The organism is Microcoleus sp. B4-C1, from assembly GCF_036705285.1.
In the GTDB taxonomy this organism is placed as follows: Bacteria; Cyanobacteriota; Cyanobacteriia; order Cyanobacteriales; family Microcoleaceae; genus Microcoleus.
The window spans coordinates 31,336-54,607 of record NZ_JAUBUC010000023.1; the positions used below are offsets into that span (position 1 = coordinate 31,336).

At 45.5% G+C, this 23,272-nt stretch carries 14 protein-coding genes; 8 read left to right on the top strand and 6 right to left on the bottom strand.

Annotation, left to right across the window (positions count from 1 at the left end):
* Window positions 1–18: 18 nt before the first annotated feature.
* On the bottom strand, window positions 19–5,487 hold the full coding sequence (locus QUB26_RS11845; protein ID WP_333240346.1) for a PAS domain S-box protein: 5,469 nt from the start codon (window positions 5,485–5,487) through the stop codon (window positions 19–21).
* Window positions 5,488–6,161: 674 nt separating this feature from the next.
* Here QUB26_RS11845 and QUB26_RS11850 point away from each other — a divergent pair.
* From QUB26_RS11850 to QUB26_RS11860, 3 genes are all read left to right on the top strand, one after another.
* Window positions 6,162–6,485, top strand: coding sequence for a hypothetical protein (locus tag QUB26_RS11850; protein ID WP_333318125.1), 324 nt, complete (start codon window positions 6,162–6,164; stop codon window positions 6,483–6,485).
* A 303-nt stretch (window positions 6,486–6,788) separates the two neighbouring features.
* The gene (gene mgtE, locus QUB26_RS11855; protein WP_333240340.1) at window positions 6,789–8,186 is read left to right on the top strand and encodes a magnesium transporter; all 1,398 of its coding nucleotides are present in this window, start codon (window positions 6,789–6,791) and stop codon (window positions 8,184–8,186) included.
* A 148-nt stretch (window positions 8,187–8,334) separates the two neighbouring features.
* Window positions 8,335–9,258, top strand: coding sequence for a hypothetical protein (locus tag QUB26_RS11860; RefSeq protein ID WP_333240338.1), 924 nt, complete (start codon window positions 8,335–8,337; stop codon window positions 9,256–9,258).
* 181 nt (window positions 9,259–9,439) lie between these two features.
* On the opposite strand, the gene QUB26_RS11865 is transcribed toward QUB26_RS11860, so the two are convergent.
* The gene (locus QUB26_RS11865) at window positions 9,440–9,958 is read right to left on the bottom strand and encodes a hypothetical protein (protein ID WP_333056950.1); all 519 of its coding nucleotides are present in this window, start codon (window positions 9,956–9,958) and stop codon (window positions 9,440–9,442) included.
* A gap of 20 nt (window positions 9,959–9,978) precedes the next feature.
* A complete protein-coding gene (locus QUB26_RS11870) occupies window positions 9,979–11,061 on the bottom strand; it encodes a ParM/StbA family protein (RefSeq protein ID WP_333041971.1) in 1,083 nt (360 codons plus the stop codon).
* 404 nt (window positions 11,062–11,465) lie between these two features.
* Here QUB26_RS11870 and ftsH2 point away from each other — a divergent pair, with 404 nt between their 5' ends.
* The 5 genes from ftsH2 (at window position 11,466) to QUB26_RS11895 (ending at window position 19,702) form a co-directional block, all read left to right on the top strand.
* A complete protein-coding gene (gene ftsH2, locus QUB26_RS11875; RefSeq protein ID WP_333082514.1) occupies window positions 11,466–13,352 on the top strand; it encodes an ATP-dependent zinc metalloprotease FtsH2 in 1,887 nt (628 codons plus the stop codon).
* A 133-nt stretch (window positions 13,353–13,485) separates the two neighbouring features.
* Complete coding sequence (locus QUB26_RS11880) at window positions 13,486–13,896, top strand: hypothetical protein (protein ID WP_333240336.1); 411 nt, start codon at window positions 13,486–13,488, stop codon at window positions 13,894–13,896.
* A 239-nt stretch (window positions 13,897–14,135) separates the two neighbouring features.
* Window positions 14,136–15,425, top strand: coding sequence for an aminopeptidase P N-terminal domain-containing protein (locus QUB26_RS11885; RefSeq protein WP_333240334.1), 1,290 nt, complete (start codon window positions 14,136–14,138; stop codon window positions 15,423–15,425).
* Window positions 15,426–15,553: 128 nt separating this feature from the next.
* Window positions 15,554–18,481, top strand: coding sequence for a PAS domain S-box protein (locus QUB26_RS11890; protein WP_333318127.1), 2,928 nt, complete (start codon window positions 15,554–15,556; stop codon window positions 18,479–18,481).
* Window positions 18,482–18,487: 6 nt separating this feature from the next.
* On the top strand, window positions 18,488–19,702 hold the full coding sequence (locus QUB26_RS11895) for an ATP-binding protein (RefSeq protein WP_333240329.1): 1,215 nt from the start codon (window positions 18,488–18,490) through the stop codon (window positions 19,700–19,702).
* Window positions 19,703–19,726: 24 nt separating this feature from the next.
* On the opposite strand, the gene QUB26_RS11900 is transcribed toward QUB26_RS11895, so the two are convergent.
* The 3 genes from QUB26_RS11900 to QUB26_RS11910 form a co-directional block, all read right to left on the bottom strand.
* A complete protein-coding gene (locus QUB26_RS11900; RefSeq protein WP_333246664.1) occupies window positions 19,727–20,308 on the bottom strand; it encodes an HAD family hydrolase in 582 nt (193 codons plus the stop codon).
* 264 nt (window positions 20,309–20,572) lie between these two features.
* Window positions 20,573–21,703: an ATP-binding protein gene (locus QUB26_RS11905; protein ID WP_333318131.1), complete on the bottom strand. Its 1,131-nt coding sequence runs from the start codon at window positions 21,701–21,703 to the stop codon at window positions 20,573–20,575.
* Window positions 21,700–23,272, bottom strand: a 1,573-nt coding sequence (locus tag QUB26_RS11910) for a WD40 repeat domain-containing protein (protein WP_333318132.1), incomplete at its 5' end; no start/stop codon positions are given. The genes QUB26_RS11910 and QUB26_RS11905, both read right to left, overlap by 4 nt.

A 23,272-nucleotide genomic window follows, 5' to 3' on the forward strand; every position in this document is an offset into this window, starting at 1 on the left:
GTTTAACTGCACAACAGCTTATAAATCCAATGGAGGAATTTCACTTGGGAAATTACCTTGAATTAGATTAAGGATTTTCTCAAATTGATACTGGTGGGCGAGTTCCGTCAGATGAGTACCGAATTGAGCCAGGTCTGATGAAAGTTGAGCTACCAGTTCAACGATCGCAAAATCATCCCCACATAAAGCAGCATCTTCCAACTCAACCACCCATTCTTTTGGTAATGTCGCCAGAAGCATTGGATCGAGGGAATCTGGAACCCCAGAGGCAACAGAACAGAAATAAGAAGGAAAACAATCTGTTCCCCGTTCCCCCTTTTCTGTTTCCTCTTCCTCATATACATACTCTAAACCTAGGTATTGGGCCATCTTAAGAAATAGGGTCTGTTCCCGGAAGGGCTTGCTGATGTAGTCGTTGCAGCCAGCAGCCAAGGCGAGGGTGCGATCGCTCTGGGAAGCTTGGGCCGTAAGTGCAATAATGATACTGTTCTGTCCGTCTTCCATTGCCCGAATTTGCTTCGTAGCTTCGTATCCATCTAACACGGGCATCCGAATGTCCATCCAGGTTAGGTCGGGTTGCCATTGTTGCCAAATCTGCACCGCTTGCTGTCCGTTGGTAGCTTCTTTTACCTCTAATCCTAATTGTGTCAGTAATCTGACCATTAGCAAGCGATTTTCTGCTTGATCATCAACCACCAAAATGCGATGATCCGGTTGACCGGGAGCCAGCCCAATCACGAGGCGATTATTCTCTTCGGGTGTAACATTAACTCCACTGATGGGGCTGACGGGAAGGGTAAAGGTGAAGGTACTCCCCTGTCCCAGAGTGCTGCTGACAGAAATTTTTCCGCCCATGAGTTCCAGCAATTTGCGGCTAATGGTGAGACCTAGCCCAGTACCGCCGATCGATCGTCTCCCAGCTTGGGCTTGCACAAACGCATCGAAGATGGTACTGAGTTCGATCGGTGCAATCCCTACACCTGTGTCAGCGACTACAAACTGGAGAATCTGCCGAGTTGTGGTTAATGCCCCTGTACCGTCCGCCTCAATACTGACTTGCAAAGTAATGCTTCCCCGATCGGTAAATTTGATGGCATTACTCAGCAGATTGAGCAAAACCTGGCGCAGTTTTTGAGCATCGACAAGCATAAATTGGGGAACTTCTGGCGCAATCTCGAAACAAAGGTCAAGTCCTTTAGAACTTGCTCGTTGGGCCAACATATTTCGCAGGGAATGCAGCAGCGCAATTAAGTCTAATCCGCTTTCTTCAACTGTGCAGTGTCCCGATTCAATTTTCGAGAGATCCAGCACATCGTTAATCAAACTCAAGAGGTGATCCCCACTCCGTCGAATTGTTTGCAGGTCTTCTTTTTGGTTGGGAGTTAGGGAGGGGTCATGGGTCATCACCTGAGCAAATCCTAGAATTACGTTGAGAGGTGTGCGTAATTCGTGGCTCATATTGGCTAGGAAGGTACTTTTTGCCAAGTTCGCTGCTTCTGCTGCTTCCATTGCGTGCTGCAGTGCCAGTTCTTTACGTTTGCGATCGCTGATATCTTGCCCAATGCCCAAAAAATGCCCGCTAGAAAGCCGCACGTTTGCCCAAGATGTCTCTAACTGCTGTCCGGTGGCGGTCAGTGTTTTCATATCTTGCCACTTGCCGGTTGCTGATAACATAAAGTCCCCGACACTTTGACGATCAACTGGGTCAGGATAACACTCAGCTAAGATATCTTTTTGCTGCCAATCTTCTAGCGACCAACCTAAAATGTTTTCAAATTCCGGGTTGAGCAATTCCATTTGACCTTGCGCGTTAAATAAAGCAATCATCACTGGGATATTATCGACGATCGCCTGAAACATCTCTTTCTGATAGCGCAGAGCTTCCTCTGCCTGTTGTCGAGCCGTAATATCTCGCAGAAAGGTAGTAAAAATAATTTCACCGTTGATCTCGATCTTGGAAATGGAAGCCTCTGCGGGAAACTCTGTGCCATCTTTGCGCCGCCCAAAAATGGCTCCTCGCTCTGCCATTTGCCTTGCAGAGCCTCCATTATGGGCATAGTGGCGGACGTGGTGATGGTGAGCATCGGCAAGGCGCGAGGGCATCAACATCGCCAGGGGTTTCCCTAAAATTTCCTCAGCCACGTAACCAAAAATTTTTTCGGCTCCCTTGTTAAACAAAGTGATTTGCTGATTGGTATTGATGGAAATGATCGCATCGCTGGCAATTTCTAAAATTCCGGCAAATCGCGCTTGAGAGATTTTTAACTCGATTTCGGATTGTTGGCGATCGGCTTCGTTGCGTTTACGTTCGCTAATATCCCGGCAGATACAGAAGTTCATCATCTCATCTTCTAATTTCACCCGGTTCCAGCTAATTTCCACGTCATATACAGAACCATCCTTGCGGCGATGTCGCGTTTCAAACAGCGGAATAACCTCCTCTCTCTGGAGCATAAGTTGTAGTTCTTCCCTCGTCCATTCAGCATCCCAATCAAACACACTCATACTCAGGGTTTCTTCTAGGCTGTAGCCCAGCATTTGAGCAAAACTGGGACTAGCTTCGACAACTTTTCCGACCCTATCCATGACAACAACACCGTCCAGTGAAGTCTTGAAGAAGGCTTTACTCCGCAGGAGTTCCTGTTCTAGTGCAATTTCGGCTTTTTTGCGATCGCTAATATCTTTCATGAAGCAGTAATGCCCCAAAAATTGATGCTGTTCGTCGTAAGTTGAAATCATCACCAATTGCTTATAAAAAACCGAACCGTCTTTACGAACCCCTCTGCTTTCAACTTCAACTCTGCCCTCTTGCACCATCAGCCAATAGGCTGCAACCAGTTTTTCCAACTCATCGGGATCTACGGTTTTTTGCCAGGACATCCCGATCATTTCTTCTGGCTGATAGCCGGTCACGTCAGAATATGCTTTATTGACATAGAGGTAACGTCCTTGAGTGTCTATTTTGGAAATGCCGGACAGCGCATTTTTCATCACCTCACTCATTTCTCTAAGCTCTGCTTCTGCTTGTTTGCGATCGGTGATATCTTCTGAAAAACAAAGTAGGTACTGGGACTGATGCTGTTCGTCGTAAATGGGAATCTCCACCGTATGCAGCCAACGTTTTCCCAGACTATGACTGTCAATGACTTCTTCGAGAATATCCTCAGTCTTACCTTTTTCAAAAACTTCTCTATCCTTTTGGTCAAAAAAGATAGCCTGTTCTGTTGGGAACAAATCATAGCCACTTTTGCCGATCGCCTGTTCGGCTGAAATGCCAAATAACCGTTCGCTGGTTTTATTCCAAAACTGAAATACGCCAAATTGTTTAGGCTGTGCGTCCTTAACAAAAACCGCCACGGGTAAATTATCCAGAAGTGCTTGTAAGAAATTGCGAGTTTTTTGGATTTCCAGCTCCACTTTTTTGCGCTGGCTAATATCAATAAACGTAACTATAACTTTTTTAAGTTGACCTTTTTGATCTAACTCCGGGTAGGCATTAACTAATACCCACACACAACTATCCATTTCTTTTTTAATTCCTAAAACCTGATTTTTGATAGAACTTCCCGTGGATAAAACCTGATTCACGGGATATTCCTCTAGGGGCATCACGCTGCCATCTTCCCGCACCAAATGCAATGCCGGATCGCTCACGGGTTTTCCCAGCATTTGATCCATTGAAAACCCTAGTAATTCAGCGGCCGTTTCATTACAGAATTGGAGGCAGGTATCTGTCCCATGAATCACAAAACCCGCATTTAAGTTATCGATCAATTGCCGATATCTGGCTTCGCTTACCTGTAAAGCAACTTCAGCTTGCTTGCGCTCCGTAATGTCGGTGTGAGAGCCAGCCATCCGAATTACGTTACCTGCATCATCCCAAAGTGCTTGACCACGATCCAAAATCCATTTGTAGGAACCATCTTTGCAGCGAATGCGATGTTCTGTGATATAGAAAGGAGTTTTCTTGGCAAAATGATCTTGAACGGCTTGCATCACCCATCCCAAATCATCGGGATGTACCAGATTAGCCCATTCGTCTAGAATGTTTTGGATTTCATGGTCTTCATAGCCCAGCATTTCCTTCCAACGACTAGAAAAGAAGACCTCGTTGGTTTGAACATTCCAATCCCAAATGCCGTCATTATTCCCGCGTACAGAAAGTTCCCAGCGTTCTTCACTTTGACGTAGTGCTGCTTCTGCTTGTTTGCGGTCAGCAATATTCCGGGCAATCTTTGAGGCTCCAATTATATTCCCTGCATCGTCTTTAATGGGGGAGACACTCATCGAGACATCGATTAATGTTCCATCTTTCCTCAGCCTCTTTGTATCGTAGTGTTCGATGCGTTCTCCTCGCTGGATTTTAGTGATAATTTCGTTTTCCTCATCTCGATAGTCTGCGGGAATCACTTTTCTCCCTGATTGCCCTACTATTTCGGCCGCTGTATAGCCAAAAATTGTTTCGGCTCCTACATTCCAACTTGTAACTACACCCTCTAAATCTTTACTAAGAATGGCATCTTCCGAAGATTCAACGATCGCAGCTAGTCGGGCGATCGCAATTTCTGCCTGTTCTCGCTGGTGAATTTCCCATTGCAACTGGCGATTAGCTTTTTTGAATTTATCGACTTTGCCATAACTAATTTGTGCGAGATACACGACCCACATCAGGATCAAAACTAAAACTAAACCACCAATTAATACAACTCTTGGCCAATAAAATTTGACATTATTTAGTAGATATGAAGTTGGAAAAACCTCTATCCTCCAGTCTACACCATAGGCTTTCACTACAACTGTTTTATCCTCTGGTTTTTGAGGCAAATACTTTTGACCGTAGATCAAATTTGGGCCATCATATATAGCCACATTGTACCCAGATGACACTTTTAAAATACTCTCAAATAGAGTTTTAAATTGAAAAACTCCGACAATAAACCCATCAAACCGTTCACCTACAAACAAAGGAAAACTTGCTAAAAATCCTTTACCCCCTTGAACAAGTGAAATATTGCCACTTAAGATAGGTTGACGCAAATCACGAGCTACTTGCAAAGTAATTTTCCGACGTAGTTCCCCATTCAAATCTAGGTTTTGCGCTGCCTCATTCCCTGCCAGTGGTGCAACCCATCGCACTTTAAATGATGGATCGACTAATGCGATCGCCTGATAACCGTAAAAATCCTTTACATAAGCCTCAGCATCGGCTTCCCAAAGAGCCTTTGGTGTACCGCCATTGGCTTGCCAGCGACTCGCCATTTGCCGAAGCGTCAAAACTCGAATGGATAATCCTTCGGTTAGTTGTGACTGAATCGCATTGGCTTCCTGCTGAATTAACTGCTCAATGTGAATTTGTGCATTGATGGTTAGCTGTTGCCACGTAAATAAAACAGCAAAAGAAGCCACCACACCAAGCAAAAGAGGTAGCAATCGTTTAAGTGGTGTTTGGTCTAAACTTATAATGACTTTGCGTCGAGGGATCACCATAAATTAAGCGATAGATGAATAGAGCTGTTTTCGATTTATTGGGCTATAATTGGGTAATTTACTGAGGCAAGAGAGCTAAGTCTTGAGCCGGAAAACCAGTTAGTTATAAGGCACTATCTAAACTTTATACCCCCTCAAATGAGCTATTAGATTCCACTGGTAAAGAATGTTGTTCATTAAGCCCTAGCCCTCTAACTAGATTTATAGAGGGCGATGAGCAACATCTGTTCAGATTGTAAATAGGTGTTGTTTGCCAACATTGGCGACAAAACCAGTAGATTTGATGCTGGCGAACGTGACGGAGCATTTGATTCGAGCAGCAGGGGCACTGTGTCATAAAGACCTCTTTTTTAACTAAAGGCTATTTCACTTTTGTTGCAAAATGCTGTAAGCTCGCTTGAAGCAACGATAACAAGACCCTATACAAAAAAAATAAAGATTTGGTAAAGAATATAAAAGGGTTAAGAAAAAGATACAAGTTTAAACATTCCGTAATAAAAATAAGAGCGAAGAGAATTTTTATCCTACAATACGCACCTTGTAATATCACATCTGTTGTGTGATAATTATACACTATTCAGATGCAGCTTTTGAGACTCATTCCTACATAAAATAATTTTCTTGTTCCCTGTTCCTTGATTTGATCTGAGAGTCTAAATCCTAGCCCTACACCTTTGTATGAAGGTATCGCGGGCAGACAGTCTGGTGTAAAAGATGCGGTATCAGGAACAATCGATGCCTTCGCTAGCGACGGAATGCTGTTAGTAGGAGAAGCGCTGAGACAGGGTTTAAGTCCAAGCCAATATTCTGTGATACCGGAGCAGCCTTTAACCTGCATTTCTTACGGCATGATATTGCCAGCAAGTGACACTGAATGGCAAGAAACAGTCAATAATTATATTCGCAATCAAAGTTCGACGAACCTGTTGGAAAAAGTGCTGGGGCGCAATTCTCCTTTCCTACCGATGAGTGTCGCCGATCGAGATAAATGTATTTGAACCCAAATCGGGCAAGATGCTGGGCGCGCACCAGAAGAATAGGGGTCAATCGATTGCGCGATTTTAGATTTTAGATTTTAGATTTTAGAGGCGACCCCACGGATCAATGCGGGGGCTCTTCTGATTTTCGATTTTCGATTTGGGATTGATTCCACGGATAAATCACGTGGCGGGTACTACCTTTGAAATTCGTGGTCAGGTGCGGATCTTGTCAGGGCAAGTCCGATCGCTGTAACCAGTGGCGTCAATAGGCTCTAAACTGGATTCAGGAAGGCGCGCAGCACAGGTTTAGGAGGGTCATCAGTGACAGAAAAAAGTTATCAATCGTCTTCTCTACCAACCTACGCGCGAAAAGAACTGCGGGAATTAGTTCGATCGCAGTTAAGGGCCCTGTTGGAAGAAGGAGACTTTAAAGGAGCAAAAGCCATTTTGCACCCGGTGCAGGAAGCAGACATAGCTGAAGCTATCGAAGGCCTGCCAGAAACCATGCAAGTAATAGCTTTCCGCTTGCTTTCCAAAGACGAAGCAATCGCAGTTTACGAATATCTCGACTCCAGCGTTCAGCAGTCCCTCTGCGAAAAATTCAAACGCCAAGAAGTCATTGACATTGTAGACAAAATGTCCCCGGACGATCGAGCTAAACTGTTTGACGAACTGCCGGCAATATTAGTCCGTCGCCTGTTGGGTGAATTGAGCCCGACGGAACGGGAAGCAACGGCTCAACTTTTGGGTTACGAAGCCAGTACCGCCGGTCGGATCATGACCCCGGAATATATTTCTCTGAAAGAAAGCTTTACCGTCGCCCAAGCTTTAGACCGAATTCGCTCTTTGGCTAAAACTACCGAAACAATTTATTCTCTTTACGTCACTGACGCCGGACGCAGCTTGACAGGTATTTTATCCCTGCGGGATTTAGTCACTTCGCCCCTCGACAAAACTGTCGGCGAAATTATGACCCGCGACGTAGTTTCTGTTCAAACAGGAACGGATCAAGAAGAAGTAGCTAGGCTGATCCAGCGTTACGATTTTTTAGCTGTGCCCGTTGTAGACCGCGAACAGCGTTTGGTCGGCATCATTACAGTTGACGATGCGATCGACATTTTAGAACAAGAAGCAGCCAAAGATATTTATACCTTGGGCGGCGTCCAATCCGGTGGCGACAATTATTTTCAGACCGATTTAATTACCGTTGCCCGGAAAAGAGTCGTGTGGCTGTTTGTTCTGCTTTTAACTAATACTGTCACCGGCGCAATTATTAGAGCTCAAGAAGATATTTTGAACCAAGTAGTCGCCCTAGCAGCCTTTATTCCCCTGCTGACTGGCACTGGAGGCAATGTCGGAGCTCAGTCCTCAACAGTTGTAATTCGCGGTTTGAACACTGATGAAATTACAGCAATGGGCCCGTTTCAAGTAATTGTTCGCGAGGGGATGGCGGGAGCGCTGCTAGGAGCTATATTGGGAACTGTAGCGACGGGCTGGGCTTACACTCTGCAAGGGAGTTTACCAGTGGCACTCGCGGTGGGAGTGAGTTTGTTTGCGATCGCAATTTTAGCTTCTATTGCCGGTTCAGCTCTGCCTTTTCTATTTCGTTCTTTGGGTTTAGACCCCGCTTTAATGTCTGCTCCCTTTATTACCACCGCAGTTGATGTCCTCGGGGTCTTGATTTATTTCACTTTAGCTCGACAAATTTTGCAGCTTTAATATATTTAATTACATGGCTGTCAATAAAAAACCCATAGTAATTTTAAATTCCGTGATGTACAGCCTCCCAATTCCCAATTCCCTATGCCCTATGCCCTATGCCCAATTCCCTATGCCCAATTCCCAATTCCCAATTCCTAATTAACTTATGTCATCATCCAATTCACCAACAAAAATCCAAAATCCCACGTCGAGCAATTTGTTAGAAACTGCTGAAGTGGTTTTTATTGCTGCCTCTGCTGTGGGATTGGCTGCTAGTTTGGTTTGGGAACAGAGCGTTTATGCTCAAGGCGCGATCGTGATTGCGTTGGTGTTGAATTTTGTGAACCGGCAGAAGCTGCACAAGCAAGTTAAAGCAAGTACGGCGGCCACGTTCGATCGCGTAAATCAACAAGCAGCTACTACCGATCGCGCGATCGAGCAATTGCAACTTGCTGTAAATGCTTTAGACGAAGCTCTTGCTCAAACATCTCGCGAAAATCTCAATGTTGGGCCTGGAGAAAATGTACACTCTCTAATTTCAGCAATTGAGAACCTGCGCCAGCGACTAATAATTTTAGAAAAAACTATTAAAATGATTCAAAGCGAGATCGAACTCACCAGCCGCCAATTCAAACAGCGACCGGAGTTGCAACAAGTCGAAACTTTGACAACAATAATTCTGGACTTGCAGCAGTTTATCAACGAACTGCCACAGTGGGGCAATTTGCAGCAGCGACAGCTAACAGAACTTCAGCAAAAAGTAGACAATGCTTTGGCTCAACTATCTGAAGAAATTGCTGTGATTCCCAACCGCGTGCAAGATGCGCTAGCCCATCGCGGTGGGGAAATTAACCCACAGTTTGGTTCGGGTTTGAATGCCGATCAAAAGAATGGTTATCGACCAAAAACCCAGAATGAGAAAATTCGCCAGAAATATCCCAGAGCTTATGTCAAGTGGAGTCAGGATGAAGACGAAAATTTGAAGCAAGAATATGCTAGCGGTCAACAAATTGACGAATTAGCTCAGAGATTTCAGCGACAGCCTAGTGCCATTCGTTCGCGATTACAAAAATTAGGAATAATCAAATAATGGGAATGGTATAGACAAAAATGAGTAAATCTAAAATCTAAAATCTAAAATCGGCAATAACAAAACGATCGCCCTTTTTTTTCAAAAGAGCGATCGCTTTGTTTCTGTATTCAGTACCGGCTGCTAACAGCGGGCCACTAACATTACATCTCAAGGCTTTTTAGCCTGGGTCTACCTCATTTTAGAAATCTTGGGGTAACAAAGAACTTAAACGCTCCAACAAAGGATCGGAATTCCGAGGAGGAGCAACTTCAGCATCAGGCACTACATTATCATCCGCCACAGAGTCAGACTCAATCGGGCCAGGCTCTACTACTTTTGAAACTGGGGCAAAAGAAACTTGAGCAAACTTACTGTTAACACTCCCCTGCAACTGATCCAACTGCGCGCTGAGTTGACTCAGTTGATGTTCCAGTCCCTCCAAACGGCTTAATTCCTCTGCCGAAACATTGTGCTCAAACTCAGCAAATTTCACCACAAGTTCAGCAATACGCTGTTCCAACCGCTGAAAGTTCTGTGTAGAGCTAGCAGACTCAGATACAGACAAAAACTGCCACAAAGCTTGCTTGCAGAGATTGCTGAAAGTCTGATACTTCGTGAAAGCCAACTCTTTTTCAATAGCGGCCAGCAAAGTTTGATCCGCAGCATCTTCCGTAAACGCCACCGAGAAATTCGCCTTATTTTTTGCCCACAGTGCCATAGGGTTCAAGCCTTAATGCGTTACTTTATCGTGGCTAGCTGAGCCTCAGCATAAATAAACTGTCCCAAAGCATTAGCTTTCCGGGAAGGCTGAGCCAAGTGAGCCTTAAGATTGGCGTCTTTAAGCAAAGGTTGCAAAACCTCCCAGAAAAACTCGCCGCCACCGCCAGTCAGAACCACATCCGTCACACGTTCGGGCAACCACTGCACCAAACGTTCGGACAGTTCGTTAGCGAAAGCCTCTCGCAAATCCTTAATAATCGGATCTAAATTAGTCGGCTTAGTCGCTCCTCTGGGACGGTAGAAACGCTGGCCTTCGGGTTTATTCACCGCTTCCAGTAAAGACAGAGATTGAGGGTCTGCCCCCGGAATCTTTGAGGCAACTTGTTCGTAGAACTTGTTCATTGCGAAGGAATCGCTCTTTGAAGCCGCCCGGGCGAAACGGAAACGATCGACCATTAACAAATCGGTAGTTTGGTGTCCGATATCTACAACAGCCACCGACAGTTCCGGCAACTCCGGCGTAAACTCCTTGTTATCTTGAGCCTCGCACCAAATCAGGCTGCCGAACCCTTCCGGCATCACCCAAACGTGACTGATGTTAATATCCACCCGCTCGCCCCGGTACACCACAACGTGGGGAGAGCGCAGTTGGCTGATAATCTCTTCCTTTTCCTTCTCAAACTGATCCTGCGAATAAAACGGCAAACCCAGCACAACTGCTATTTCGCCTTTCATCTGGAAATATCCAGCACAGGAAAAGACCTTAACCAAAGCATCTACTACTTTCGATTGGTCAGCGCCACCGAGATTAGCGCCAAAATCTGCTGCCAATTGACCGATCGCGTAGCCCTTGCCCTGGTACTCCAGCCACATATCCAACAGAGGGTCTGTTGCTTTGGACTCAAAGCTGCCGCCCCGCACCTTTTCCACGGGCATAGTAGCCACGTTGGCAGGGATGAAAACAACGCTACTCGGGTTGCGACTCACGCAAGCTTTAGTTGCCGTCCGACCCAAATCAGCACTAATAATCGATTTGTTAGAAGCGACTTTAGTCTGCTGGGTCAGCATAGCCGAATTAGGAACAAGCTGTCTAGTTGTCATTGAAATGTGTTACCTCACTGAGCCTCACCATTATCATGCCTTATCCCTTGACACTGCCACGCTTAAAGACAGTGGGTTTTGCGGCGATTCTTCTAACTCTACCTAGATCGGTATCGAAATCAGCACCAAACATTATATTCGGGACGATCGCCCTTAATTGATTTTAGATTTTAGATTTTAGATTTTAGATTTTAGAGGGGACAACAGGGGGCGCGGTCCGGGGGCTTGTACCCTGGATGGTTTCGGTCGAGGAGTATTCTCGATCGATCGCGGCAATACGGCCTGTTGCCTGAGAGTGCATTGTTAAGTTAAATTTAGTTAAGATTCTGAGTGTAAACTTTTGTCGCACTTCTCCCACACCGCGATCTTACCCGATCTGTCCCCAATTCAAGGCATCCTCATTTATGAAAATTTCTTGGCGAACTATACTACTTTGGACTTTACCCGCCTTAGTCATCGGCTTTTTCTTGTGGCAGGGAGCCTTTGCGCCATCCCCCGCAGAAATGAGCAAGAATACCGCCAGCACCCGCCTGAGCTACGGTCGATTCTTAGATTACTTAAACGCCGGTCGAGTGACCAGCGTTGACCTTTACGACGGAGGTCGGACGGCTATTGTCCTAGCAGTCGATCCCGAACTGGACAATCACGAGCAGCGGTGGCGGGTAGACTTGCCCTCAAATGCCCCGGAACTGGTTTCGAGGCTCAGAGACTCCAAAATCAGCTTCGACACTCACCCACTACGCAACGACGGTGCTGTCTGGGGACTTTTAGGCAATCTAGTATTTCCCCTGTTGTTAGTAGGAGGGCTGTTTTTCCTCTTCCGCCGCGGTGGCAACGTGCCAGGGGGCCCTGGCCAAGCCATGAATTTTGGCAAATCCAAAGCTCGCTTTCAAATGGAAGCTAAAACAGGCGTACTGTTCGACGACGTAGCAGGCGTTGAGGAAGCCAAAGAAGAACTTCAAGAAGTGGTGACATTCCTCAAAAAACCCGAACGCTTCACCGCAGTCGGGGCGAAGATTCCCAAAGGCGTGCTGCTAGTGGGCCCTCCCGGAACCGGTAAAACCCTGCTGGCAAAAGCGATCGCAGGCGAAGCCGGCGTGCCTTTCTTCAGCATCTCCGGTTCGGAATTTGTCGAAATGTTCGTCGGTGTCGGCGCTTCCCGCGTTCGGGACTTGTTCAAGAAAGCTAAAGAAAATGCTCCTTGCATTATCTTTATCGATGAAATCGATGCAGTGGGCCGCCAGCGCGGCGCAGGTATCGGCGGCGGTAACGACGAACGGGAACAAACCCTGAACCAGTTGCTGACCGAAATGGACGGTTTTGAGGGCAATACTGGCATTATTATCATTGCTGCCACAAACCGCCCCGACGTGCTCGACTCAGCGTTGCTGCGTCCGGGACGTTTTGACCGCCAAGTTAGCGTAGATACGCCGGATATCAAAGGCCGCTTGGAAATTTTGGAAGTTCACGCGCGCAACAAGAAGCTGTCTCCAGAGATTTCTTTGGACGCCATCGCCCGCCGCACTCCTGGTTTTACCGGCGCTGATTTGGCTAACTTGCTCAACGAAGCTGCGATTTTAACCGCCCGCCGCCGCAAAGAAGCGATTACGATGCTCGAAGTTGACGATGCAGTCGATCGCGTGGTAGCAGGTATGGAAGGCACTCCTTTGGTGGACAGCAAGAGCAAGCGCTTGATTGCTTACCACGAAATCGGCCACGCGATCGTCGGTACAATCATTCAAGCCCACGATCCAGTTCAAAAAGTTACCTTAGTTCCTCGCGGACAGGCCCGCGGCTTGACTTGGTTCATGCCCAGCGAAGACCAAGGTTTGATTTCAAGATCGCAAATTTTAGCCCGGATTAGCGGTGCTTTGGGTGGCCGCGCAGCCGAAGAAGTAGTTTTCGGCGATGCCGAAGTAACCACCGGTGCCGGTAACGACTTGCAGCAAGTCAGCGGTATGGCGCGGCAAATGGTGACTCGCTATGGGATGTCTACCTTGGGCCCGATCGCCCTGGAAGCTCAGCAAAGCGAAATTTTCCTCGGCCGCGACTACACAGCGCGATCGGAATATTCCGAAGAAATAGCTTCTCGGATTGACGGACAAGTTCGATCGATTGTCGATCACTGCTACGACGACGCCCGCCGAATTATTCGCGAAAATCGCACTGTGATCGATCGCTTAGTCGATTTGTTGATCGAAAAAGAAACCATCGACGGCGAAGAGTTGCGCCTAATCGTCTCTGAATACACTTTTGTTCCTGAAAAAGAACAATACGTTCCTCAACTTTAATAGTTGTTTGAACATTAGGGACACGGCATTGCCGTGTCTTTAAAAAGTAGGGACGCAAGACTATTGCCACGTCCCTACTTTTTTATTAAACTGTCAATAATATTAAACCGCCCCTAAACGCCAATTAACGCAGATGAATACTACATTGGCCCTACATACTAAGAATTTGTCATTTTTTTTTATAGCAGCTTTTATTTTTGTTGGTGTCAATACTTTGAGCGCCCGCGCCGAAAAATCAAGATGTTTTGTAGATATTTGCATCGACTCCAGCAGCGTTGAATTAAGCAAATCCGATATTCCCGGTGCTCCCTCTTATCCAGTCAGAACTATTTTAGTAACTCAACAGTTTAGTAACGATAAATTGTTGGCGCAAATGGAAGTTGACTGCCAGCAACGACAGTTGAGAACGGTCAGAGTTAGCCAAGATGGCGAAAATTGGTCGAATTTCTCTCCGAAATGGACTTTAGTCGATGGCCACTCATCTTTGTCTCGGCTGGTTGACTATACTTGTAAATTGGCGATCGCAGAACAAGAGAATAAATAAGTATAGCCTTTCTCAGTAATATGAGGTGTACGCTTGATAAGCGGGCATAGGGCATAGGGCATACCTCACCAAGATTGAGAAGTGCTGTAACCCAGAAAAAAAACAGATCGCCTATATCTTCAACCATTGCCTTGCAGGTGCAAGTCTGTGTGCCCGTAAACTTAGCCGTTTCAACCGCCGAGTGTTAATATTACAATCAATCTAAAATCTAAAATCTAAAATCTAAAATCTAAAATCGGATGACCAACCCCACCGAATATCGGCAAAGACGCGAACAATTAATGGCCAAAATTGGCAGCGGGACGGCGATATTTCGTAGCGCACCCGCAGCCGTCATGCACAACGATGTAGAATATGCCTACCGACAAGATAGCGATTTTTTCTACTTAACCGGTTTCAACGAACCTGCGGCGGTAGCAGTGCTCGCGCCGCACCACGAAGAACACAAATTTGTGTTGTTTGTGCAGCCAAAAGACTTGGAAAAAGAAACTTGGCACGGTTATCGCGCCGGAGTAGAAGGCGCTAAGGAATTGTACGGCGCGGATGAAGCTTTCCCGATTAATGAACTTGCGGAAAAATTGCCGAAATATTTAGAAAAAGCCGATCGCATATACTATCACTTCGGGCGCGATCGTAGTTTCGACCAAACAGTCCTCAATCACTGGCAGCGCTTGATGGCAACCTATCCCAAACGTGGCACAGGCCCGACAGCAATCGAAGATTCCAACATCATTTTACACCCAATGCGGCTGGTGAAAAGCGAAACTGAATTAGCATTAATGCGAAAAGCCGCTAATATCTCAGTTGCAGCGCACAACCGCGCCCAAGAATTCGCTAAACCGGGCAGATACGAATATGAAATTCAAGCTGAAATAGAACATACTTTCGGCTTAAATGGCTGCACTCCCGCTTACCCTTCAATTGTTGCATCCGGCTACAATTCCTGCGTCCTCCACTACATCGAAAACAACCGGCAAATGCAGGAAAACGATTTGTTGCTAATAGATGCCGGTTGTGCTTGCGACTACTACAACGCTGATATTACTCGTACCTTTCCTGTTAGTGGCAAATTTACAACTGAACAACAGATAATTTATGACTTAGTTTTGCAAGCACAATTGCAGGCAATTAGTCAAGTATATCCCGGAAATCCTTACAGCAAAATTCATGAAACAGCGGTGCGCGTTTTGGTGGAAGGTTTAATGGATTTAAAACTTTTGGTGGGCGACATTGAAGAGATAATTAAAGAAGAGAAATACAAGCCATTTTATATGCACCGCACTGGTCATTGGCTGGGATTGGATGTGCATGATGTCGGCGTTTATCAGTACGGCGAAAATCCGCAAGTTTTGCAGGCAGGACAAGTGCTGACGGTGGAACCGGGGATTTATATTTCTCCTTATATTAAACCCGTTGAAGGACAGCCGGAGGTTCCTGAAAAATGGCGCGGTATTGGCGTGAGAATTGAAGATGATGTTTTGGTGACATTGGAAAGTCATGAAGTCTTGACGGCGGGAGTTCCTAAATAAAGGAAAAGTAGAAGGCTTTGGGGAGAAGTCAAGAAAGATTGATTAATTAAGTTAGCAGTAAAGGCTTGAGCTTTGTTAGTATGGGCTTGAAAAAGCTCAAGTCCGCCACTGCCAAACATACAGCCATTATGTGTATTGATCCTACCAAGATCGATCGACCTCTGGAAACCTGCGAAGCATTAGTAGCAGAGCAAAAAGCAAAAATTCGGCAACTAGAAGAGGATTTGCAGCAGCAGAGAGAATTGTGCCAGAAATTAGAAGCACAACTCAAAGCAGTCGAGAATGCTGGCGTTTCGGGTTCGGCAACAGAATTTGATATCACCGAGGACGATCGCATTGGGTTAATCACATCTCTGGAAAAAAGCCAGGAAATGTACCGAACTCTCATCAAACATTATCCCAATGGGTCGGTGTTTTTGTTCGATCGCGATTTGCGCTATACTCTGGTTGACGGCCAAGGTTTGGCAGTAGTTGGTTTGTCCAAAGAACTGTTGGAAGGCAAAACATTGTGGGAAGCATCGCCACCTGAAGATTGGCAACTTTTTGAGACTACATATCGCGCTGCTTTGGCAGGAAAAGAGAATACTTTTGAATATAAATACGGCGATCGCGTTTATTTAACAACAACTGTTCCCGTCAAAAACGACCGAGAAGAAATTTTTGCCGGCATGGTAGTTACTCATGATATCACCGAAAAAAAACAGGCAGAAATAGCGCTGCAAGAAATCAAAAATCAGCTAAAAATTAAATATCAAAAGCGCACAGAAGACTTAAAAACAGCTAACACTCAATTGCGGGAAGAAATTATCTATCGCTGGCAGGCAGAAGAAGCTTTGCGAGAAAGCCAGGAACAGCTAGAATTGTTTTTCTCTCAATCTTTAGATGGTTTTTTATTTATGATGCTGGACGAACCAGTGCACTGGGACGATACAGTTGACAAAGAAAAAGTTTTGGATTATGTATTTACTAACGGGCGGGTAACGAAGGCAAATGATGCTTTGATAGCTCAATACGGGGGTACTAGGGAAGAGTTTATTGGTCGCACGCTTTACTCTTTGTTATCGCACAACTTGACTGGTGGCAGAGAGATAATCAGGGAATTTTTTGATGCTGGCAGAATCCACATCGAAAATGAGAATCGCACGTTTGACGGGGTTCCAGTTTGGATAGAAGGCGACTATATTTGCATTTACGATTCCCACGGCAAAATCGTGGGCTATTTTGGCGTGCAGCGCGATATTAGCGATCGCAAAAAAGCAGAAGCAACCCTCAGAGATAGCGAAGAACGCTTTCGGGCAACCGTCGAACAAGCGGCAGTCGGTATTACGCACCCTGACGCAACAGGCCGCTATTTGCGAGTCAATCAAAAATTCTGCGAGATAGTGGGATATAGTGCGAGCGAACTGCTGTCGCGAACTTGGATGGACGTTACTTACCCAGAAGATATAGATGCAGATTTAGAACAAAACAAGAAATTATTTGCCGGAAAAATTGACAGTTTTAAAATGGAAAAACGCTTGCTGCACAAAGACGGCACTGTAGTTTGGGTAAATATTACAGTATCGCTAATCAAAGAACCGCTGAGTGGGGCAATTTACAATGTAGTAGTGACAGAAGATATTAGCGATCGCAAAAAAACCGAAGCAGCACTGAAAGAGAGCGAAGAAAGGTTCCGACAGCTAGCAGAAAACATTGAAAGCGTGTTTTGGATGGTAAACGTTCAACCCCAGGAAATTATTTATATTAGTCCGGCTTATGCAAAAATATGGGGCAGAAGCTGTGCTGATTTGTATGCTTACGGGCGCTTTTTTACAGAGTCTTTCCATCCAGAAGATCGCGACCGCGTTATTGCTACCTTCACGAAACAAATGGAGTCTGAAAAGGATATCGAATATCGAATTTTCAGATCTGACGGCCAAATTCGCTGGATTCGCGCTCGGGCTTTTCCGATTAGAAATCAAGCTGGTCAAGTTTACCGCATCGTTGGCATTGCAGAAGATATAAGTGAAAGCAAACAGGCAGAAAAAACCATTCGTGAAAGTGAAGAACGCTTCCGCCAGCTAGCAGAAAATATCCAAGATTCCGTCTGGCTAATGTCTGCAGAATTCACCGATTTATTGTATCTGAGTCCAGCTTACGAACAAATCTGGGGGCGCAGTCGCGAAGAATTGTATGCTGATCCATTAAAAATGATGGAGTGGGTGCATCCAGAAGATAAAATCCTGTTGGAAGAGGCAATGGGGCGAGTGTTGCAGGGCGAGTCCACCAATACCGAATATCGGATTTTTCTGCCAGACGGCACAATTCGCTGGGTGTGCGATCGAGCTTTTCCCATTTACGACGAATCGGGTAAAATTTACCGCATCGCCGGTATTTGCGAAGATATCAGCGATCGCAAATTGACCGATGCCCGCATCCAAGCAGCACTCCGCGAAAAAGAAGTATTGCTCAAAGAAATTCACCACCGAGTCAAAAATAATATGCAGGTAATTTCCAGCTTGCTGCAACTTCAAGCTCAATACATTGAAGACGAAGCGACGCTAACTTTATTTGAAGAAAGCCAGACCCGCATCCATTCAATGGCTCTGATTCACGAGCAACTTTATCAATCCGAACATCTCGATCGCATCGCCCTCTCCCCCTACGTCGAAAACTTGGTTGCTAATTTGTATCAATCTTTTGGTTGCGGCAACACTTCAATCAAATTTAATCTCAAAGTTGACCCCATTTATTTAAACATAGAAACAGCAATTCCGTGCGGTTTAATTATTAACGAACTGGTTTCTAACTCTTTAAAATATGCCTTTATCTCAAGTCTTGCTGGTGAAATATCTATCAATTTTCATGAAATAAATAATTCCCAATTTCATTTAACTATTCAAGATAACGGTCGCGGATTTACGGCGAATTTTGACTGGGAAAATACTGAAACATTAGGATTGCGATTAGTAAAAATGTTGGCTTACCAATTAGAGGCGAGTATTGCCATTGACAGTCAGCGTGGAACCTGCTACAGTCTGATTTTCCAAGAGTTAAATTATCGGCAGCGTATTTAACAAAAAATGAACCCTATACAAATTTTGGTTGTAGAAGACGAAGTTATTGTAGCCCAAGACATAGCAGGTCGATTAAAAAAACTGGGATATGTAGTAACAGCTACAGTTTCTTCAGGAGAAGAAGCAATTAAAAAAGCGATCGAAAACCCGCCCGACTTAGTGTTGATGGATATCGTGCTTAAAGGTGACATGGACGGGGTAACAGCAGCCGAGAAAATCCGAACTAATAGGAATGTGCCGACAATATTTTTAACAGCTTATGCCGACGATCAAACGCTGCAAAGAGCGAAACTTACAGATCCATTCGGTTATATTATCAAACCATTTCAACAAAATGATTTGCGGGTGGCGATCGAGATTGCCCTGCACAGACACGAAATCGAAACCAAGATGCGAGAATCTCTCAAAGCCGCGGAAGCAGTCAGAGAGTCGGTGGAAGAAAAATCGCACCGCCAAAACCAGTATATTTCAATGGCCGCTCACGAATTGCGGAATCCCCTCAACGCGATTTTAATCTCTGCGGAACTTCTCGATCGAACTCGCAGCAGTGACGAATCCCAAGTTAGAACCCTGCGGCTGGTGCACTCAGCTACCCAAAAGATGAACCAGCTAATCGATGATATGCTGTTTATGGGTCGAGCAGAAGCAGGCCAACTCAAATGCAATCCATTACCGATAAATTTAGTCGAATTTTGTCAAGACTTGCTCGATCAATTGCAGTTAGGAAATGAAGCCAAGCACAAACTAACATTAATCCCGTCAGATGTTACCAGCGCGATGTTAGATCAACAATTGCTGCACGGCATTATTTCTAACTTAATCGTCAATGCCATCAAATATTCTCCCAACGGCGGGCAAGTCACCTTGGAATTGGAATGCCGTCTAGCAGGCGAGGGAGACAAAGAAGCTATTTTCTGCTTGTCTCCTCAGTGTTTGTTTCCAAATTCCCAATTTACAAATATTAGCTCTACCTTACTAATTATGCGTATCCGAGACGAAGGTATCGGCATCCCAGAAACTGAAGTAGGGAAAATATTTGAAATGTTTTACCGCTGCAAGAATACGGGAAAGATTAAAGGTAACGGTTTGGGATTAACAATTGTTAAAAAAGCTGTGGAATTGCAAGGAGGGGCGATCGCCTGCGAAAGCAAAATCGGCGTTGGTACAACCTTCACCGTCGCCCTTCCTTACGTAGCACTTTCCTGTTCGACTCAACGATAAACAACTTAAATGCCACTACAAACACTAATCAAACTGTTGTAAAATCCACTCCACTGCTACCGCTAAATTTGCTGCAATAAAATCAGGTTTAGTATGGTGCTGATACTCCCCGCTCAACACGCTTTCCCCGTAACCAGTCTGCACCAAAATGCCAGTACAGCCGGCATTGTGAGCCATATCAACATCAGTCGCTTTATCTCCTACCATAAAACTATTCGGCAAATCCAAATCGTATTCCCAAGCCGCTGCTACCAACATCCCTGTATTTGGTTTTCGCCACGTTGTATACCGCGTAAATTCGGGGTTTATTCCGCCTTCTGCTGCGCTTAAATAAGGACAGTAATAAAGAGCATCTAACTTGGCTTTTGCTTCATTTTCTAATAACTGACACAGGCGTTTGTGCAAAGCTTCTACGTGGCTAACCGGATAATAATCTCTCGCCGGGCCGGATTGATTGGAAACCAAACAGCAAAATATTTGTTTGTCATTTAAACGGCGTACAGCTTGGGCGACTCCGGGGATTAAATGCAAATCTTCTACTTTGTGAATGTAACCAGCTTCGATATTGAGGACGCCATCTCTGTCAAGAAATACTGCTCGTTTCATTGTTGTATTGTTTTTGATATAATATAAAACTCGGTGGCATCGGAATTGATATTACTTAAGCTTTTCGTCGGCTAGTCCTCCCGCCTACCCGCCAGCCCGCCAGGGAATGAATTCCCTGTCTCATAGCGAAAGTCCTCTAAAAGAGGACTGACTCATTCATTAGTCCTCTTTTAGAGGACTTCAGCTTTGAGGCAGGGGTTTCAACCCCTGTCGGACTATCGGTTTAACGTGTTTGTTGACTCCAATGGACACGGCGCCGTGTCCTCATAATGATTCTAAAATAGATTGTTTGCCTAACCATTCGCGGAAACTATTATGATACAAACTATAGCAAATTTCTCCTCCAATTTTTTGTTGATTTAAGAACTCGATCCAATTGTCTAACGCTTTTTCAACATCGTATTCATCCTGATCAATTATATTGGCGATCGCACTTACAGACAAACCTGTTATGGATTTTACCAAAACATTCAGCACAGACAACTCGATCGCCGATAAAGCATCACCTCTCATCCGCAGCCAGTGGTTTTGATAATACGCTGCTAAACCGGGAGGAAGTTCAGAGACAAGTGAGGACTCCCCCAGATTAGCATCGGGGTGTGAATTCTCGTTAATGGCAGGTAACATCTGACTCAGATACATGAAATTGTTTTCGCTGACAGTTGCGAGTTGTTGGCCGAATTCGGGTGCAGTTAAATCGGGTGCGGTTGATAGGTATTGCTGAATGTAGTTCAGGGCATCTTCGCGATTTTGGGCGGGATAATCTCTTAAATCGAGAGTTTGAGAGGGCGTTTCAATTAACAAACCGGATTTCTCTCTCAAAAACGGGCGGCGGGCGAGGATAAAATAAGTACGATCGCCCAAATATCTCGGCAGATAAAACAGATTTGTGCTGGGAGGCTGACTCGTGCGGGCGATCGCGTCTACGGAATCAATGACAATTATCAACTTTTGGCGAGAGTCTAATTTATCGCTAATTTGCTGAAGCAACAAAGACAGAAACCAACTCCCATCATCGGATTCTAGATTTTGAAGTTGAGATTTGAGCTTGACAATTTCCGATGTTTCCCGATTGGCGGCAAGGTATTTGTCAATCAGTTGAGTGCAGACTGAAGCGAGAAAATCTTCAGCTCGATTTTTGCCTTCAACTCCAGCGTTGTAATAGATACTGCGAGGATGGGCGGTGACATATTGGGCGAGGATGGAACTTTTGCCGCAGCCGGGAGTGCCGACTATTGTGAAATAACCGCGGCTGTGGGAGTCCAGAAAGTCGGAAATGGCAGAAAAAACAAACTTGCGCCCTGCAAAATTCTCGGTTTTTTCTCGCAGGAGTTGCTGAAATTCTTTTGGGTAAGCATCGGTAGAGATGGGAGTTGGCAGAGGTAAGGAATTCATGTTAGTTCCTCCACCCCTTCTAGCCGCAGGAAATATACGCGATCGGATTCATCGCCTGCCACAATAGTGAGTCCATCGGGTGCAATGGCGCAACAGGCGATCGAACTATCACCCATGAAACTGGCAATGACATTTCCACTCGATAAATCCCAAACTTTGATGGTGTTGTCATCTGAACCAGAAATCGCCCGCTTGCCATCAGCAGTGACGGCGACTGCATTTACCCAACTGGTGTGACCATTGAGAGTAAACTGTTCCTTTCCAGTTGTTAAATCCCAGACTTTGAGGGTGTTGTCATCTGAACCCGAAATCGCCCGCTTGCCATCCGCAGTGAGGGCTACTGCATATACCGAACTGGTGTGACCATTGAGAGTAAACTGTTCCTTTCGAGTTGTTAAATCCCAGACTTTGAGGGTGTTGTCCCACGAACCAGAAATCGCGCGCTTACCATCAGCAGTTACGGCTACTGCTTTTACCGCGTTTCTGTGACCTATGAGAGTAAACTGTTCCTTTCCAGTTGTTAAATCCCAGACTTTGATGGTTGTGTGATCTGAACCAGAAATCGCCCGCTTGCCATCAGCAGTGACGGCTACTGCATTTACCGAACTGCTGTGACCTATGAGAGTAAACTCTTCGTGTCCAGTTGTTAAATCCCAGACTTTGAGGGTATTGTCCCACGAACCAGAAATCGCCCGCTTGCCATCAGCAGTGACGGCTACTGCATTTACCGAACTGCTGTGACCATTGATAGTAAACTCTTCGTGTCCAGTTGTTAAATCCCAGACTGTGATGGTCTTATCCGATGAAGCAGAAATCGCCCGCTTGCCATCTGCAGTGACGGCTACTGCATATACCGAACTGCTGTGACCATTCAGAGTAAACTCTTCGTGTCCAGTTGTTAAATCCCAGACTTTGAGGGTGTTGTCCCACGAACCAGAAATCGCCCGCTTGCCATCTGCAGTGACGGCTACTGCATATACCGAACTGCTGTGACCATTCAGAGTAAACTCTTCGTGTCCAGTTGTTAAATCCCAGACTTTGAGGGTGTTGTCCCACGAACCAGAAATCGCCCGCTTGCCATCTGCAGTGACGGCTACTGCATATACCGAACTGCTGTGACCATTCAGAGTCAACTCTTCGTGTCCAGTTGTTAAATCCCAGACTTTGAGGGTTTCGTCATCTGAACCAGAAATCGCCCGCTTGCCATCAGCAGTGACGGCTACTGCATATACCGAACTGGTATGACCATTGAGAGTAAACTGTCCATTTCCAGTTGTTAAATCCCAGACTTTGAGGGTGTTATCATATGAACCAGAAATCGCCCGCTTGCCATCAGCAGTGACGGCTACTGCTTTTACTAAGTAGCTGTGACCATTGAGAGTAAACTGTTCCTTTCCAGTTGTTAAATCCCAGACTTTTAGGGTTTTATCATCTGAACCAGAAATCGCCCGCTTGCCATCAGCAGTGACGGCGACTGCATTTACCGAACTGGTGTGACCATTGAGAGTAAACTGTTCCTTTCCAGTTGTTAAATCCCAGACTTTTAGGGTTTTATCATCTGAACCAGAA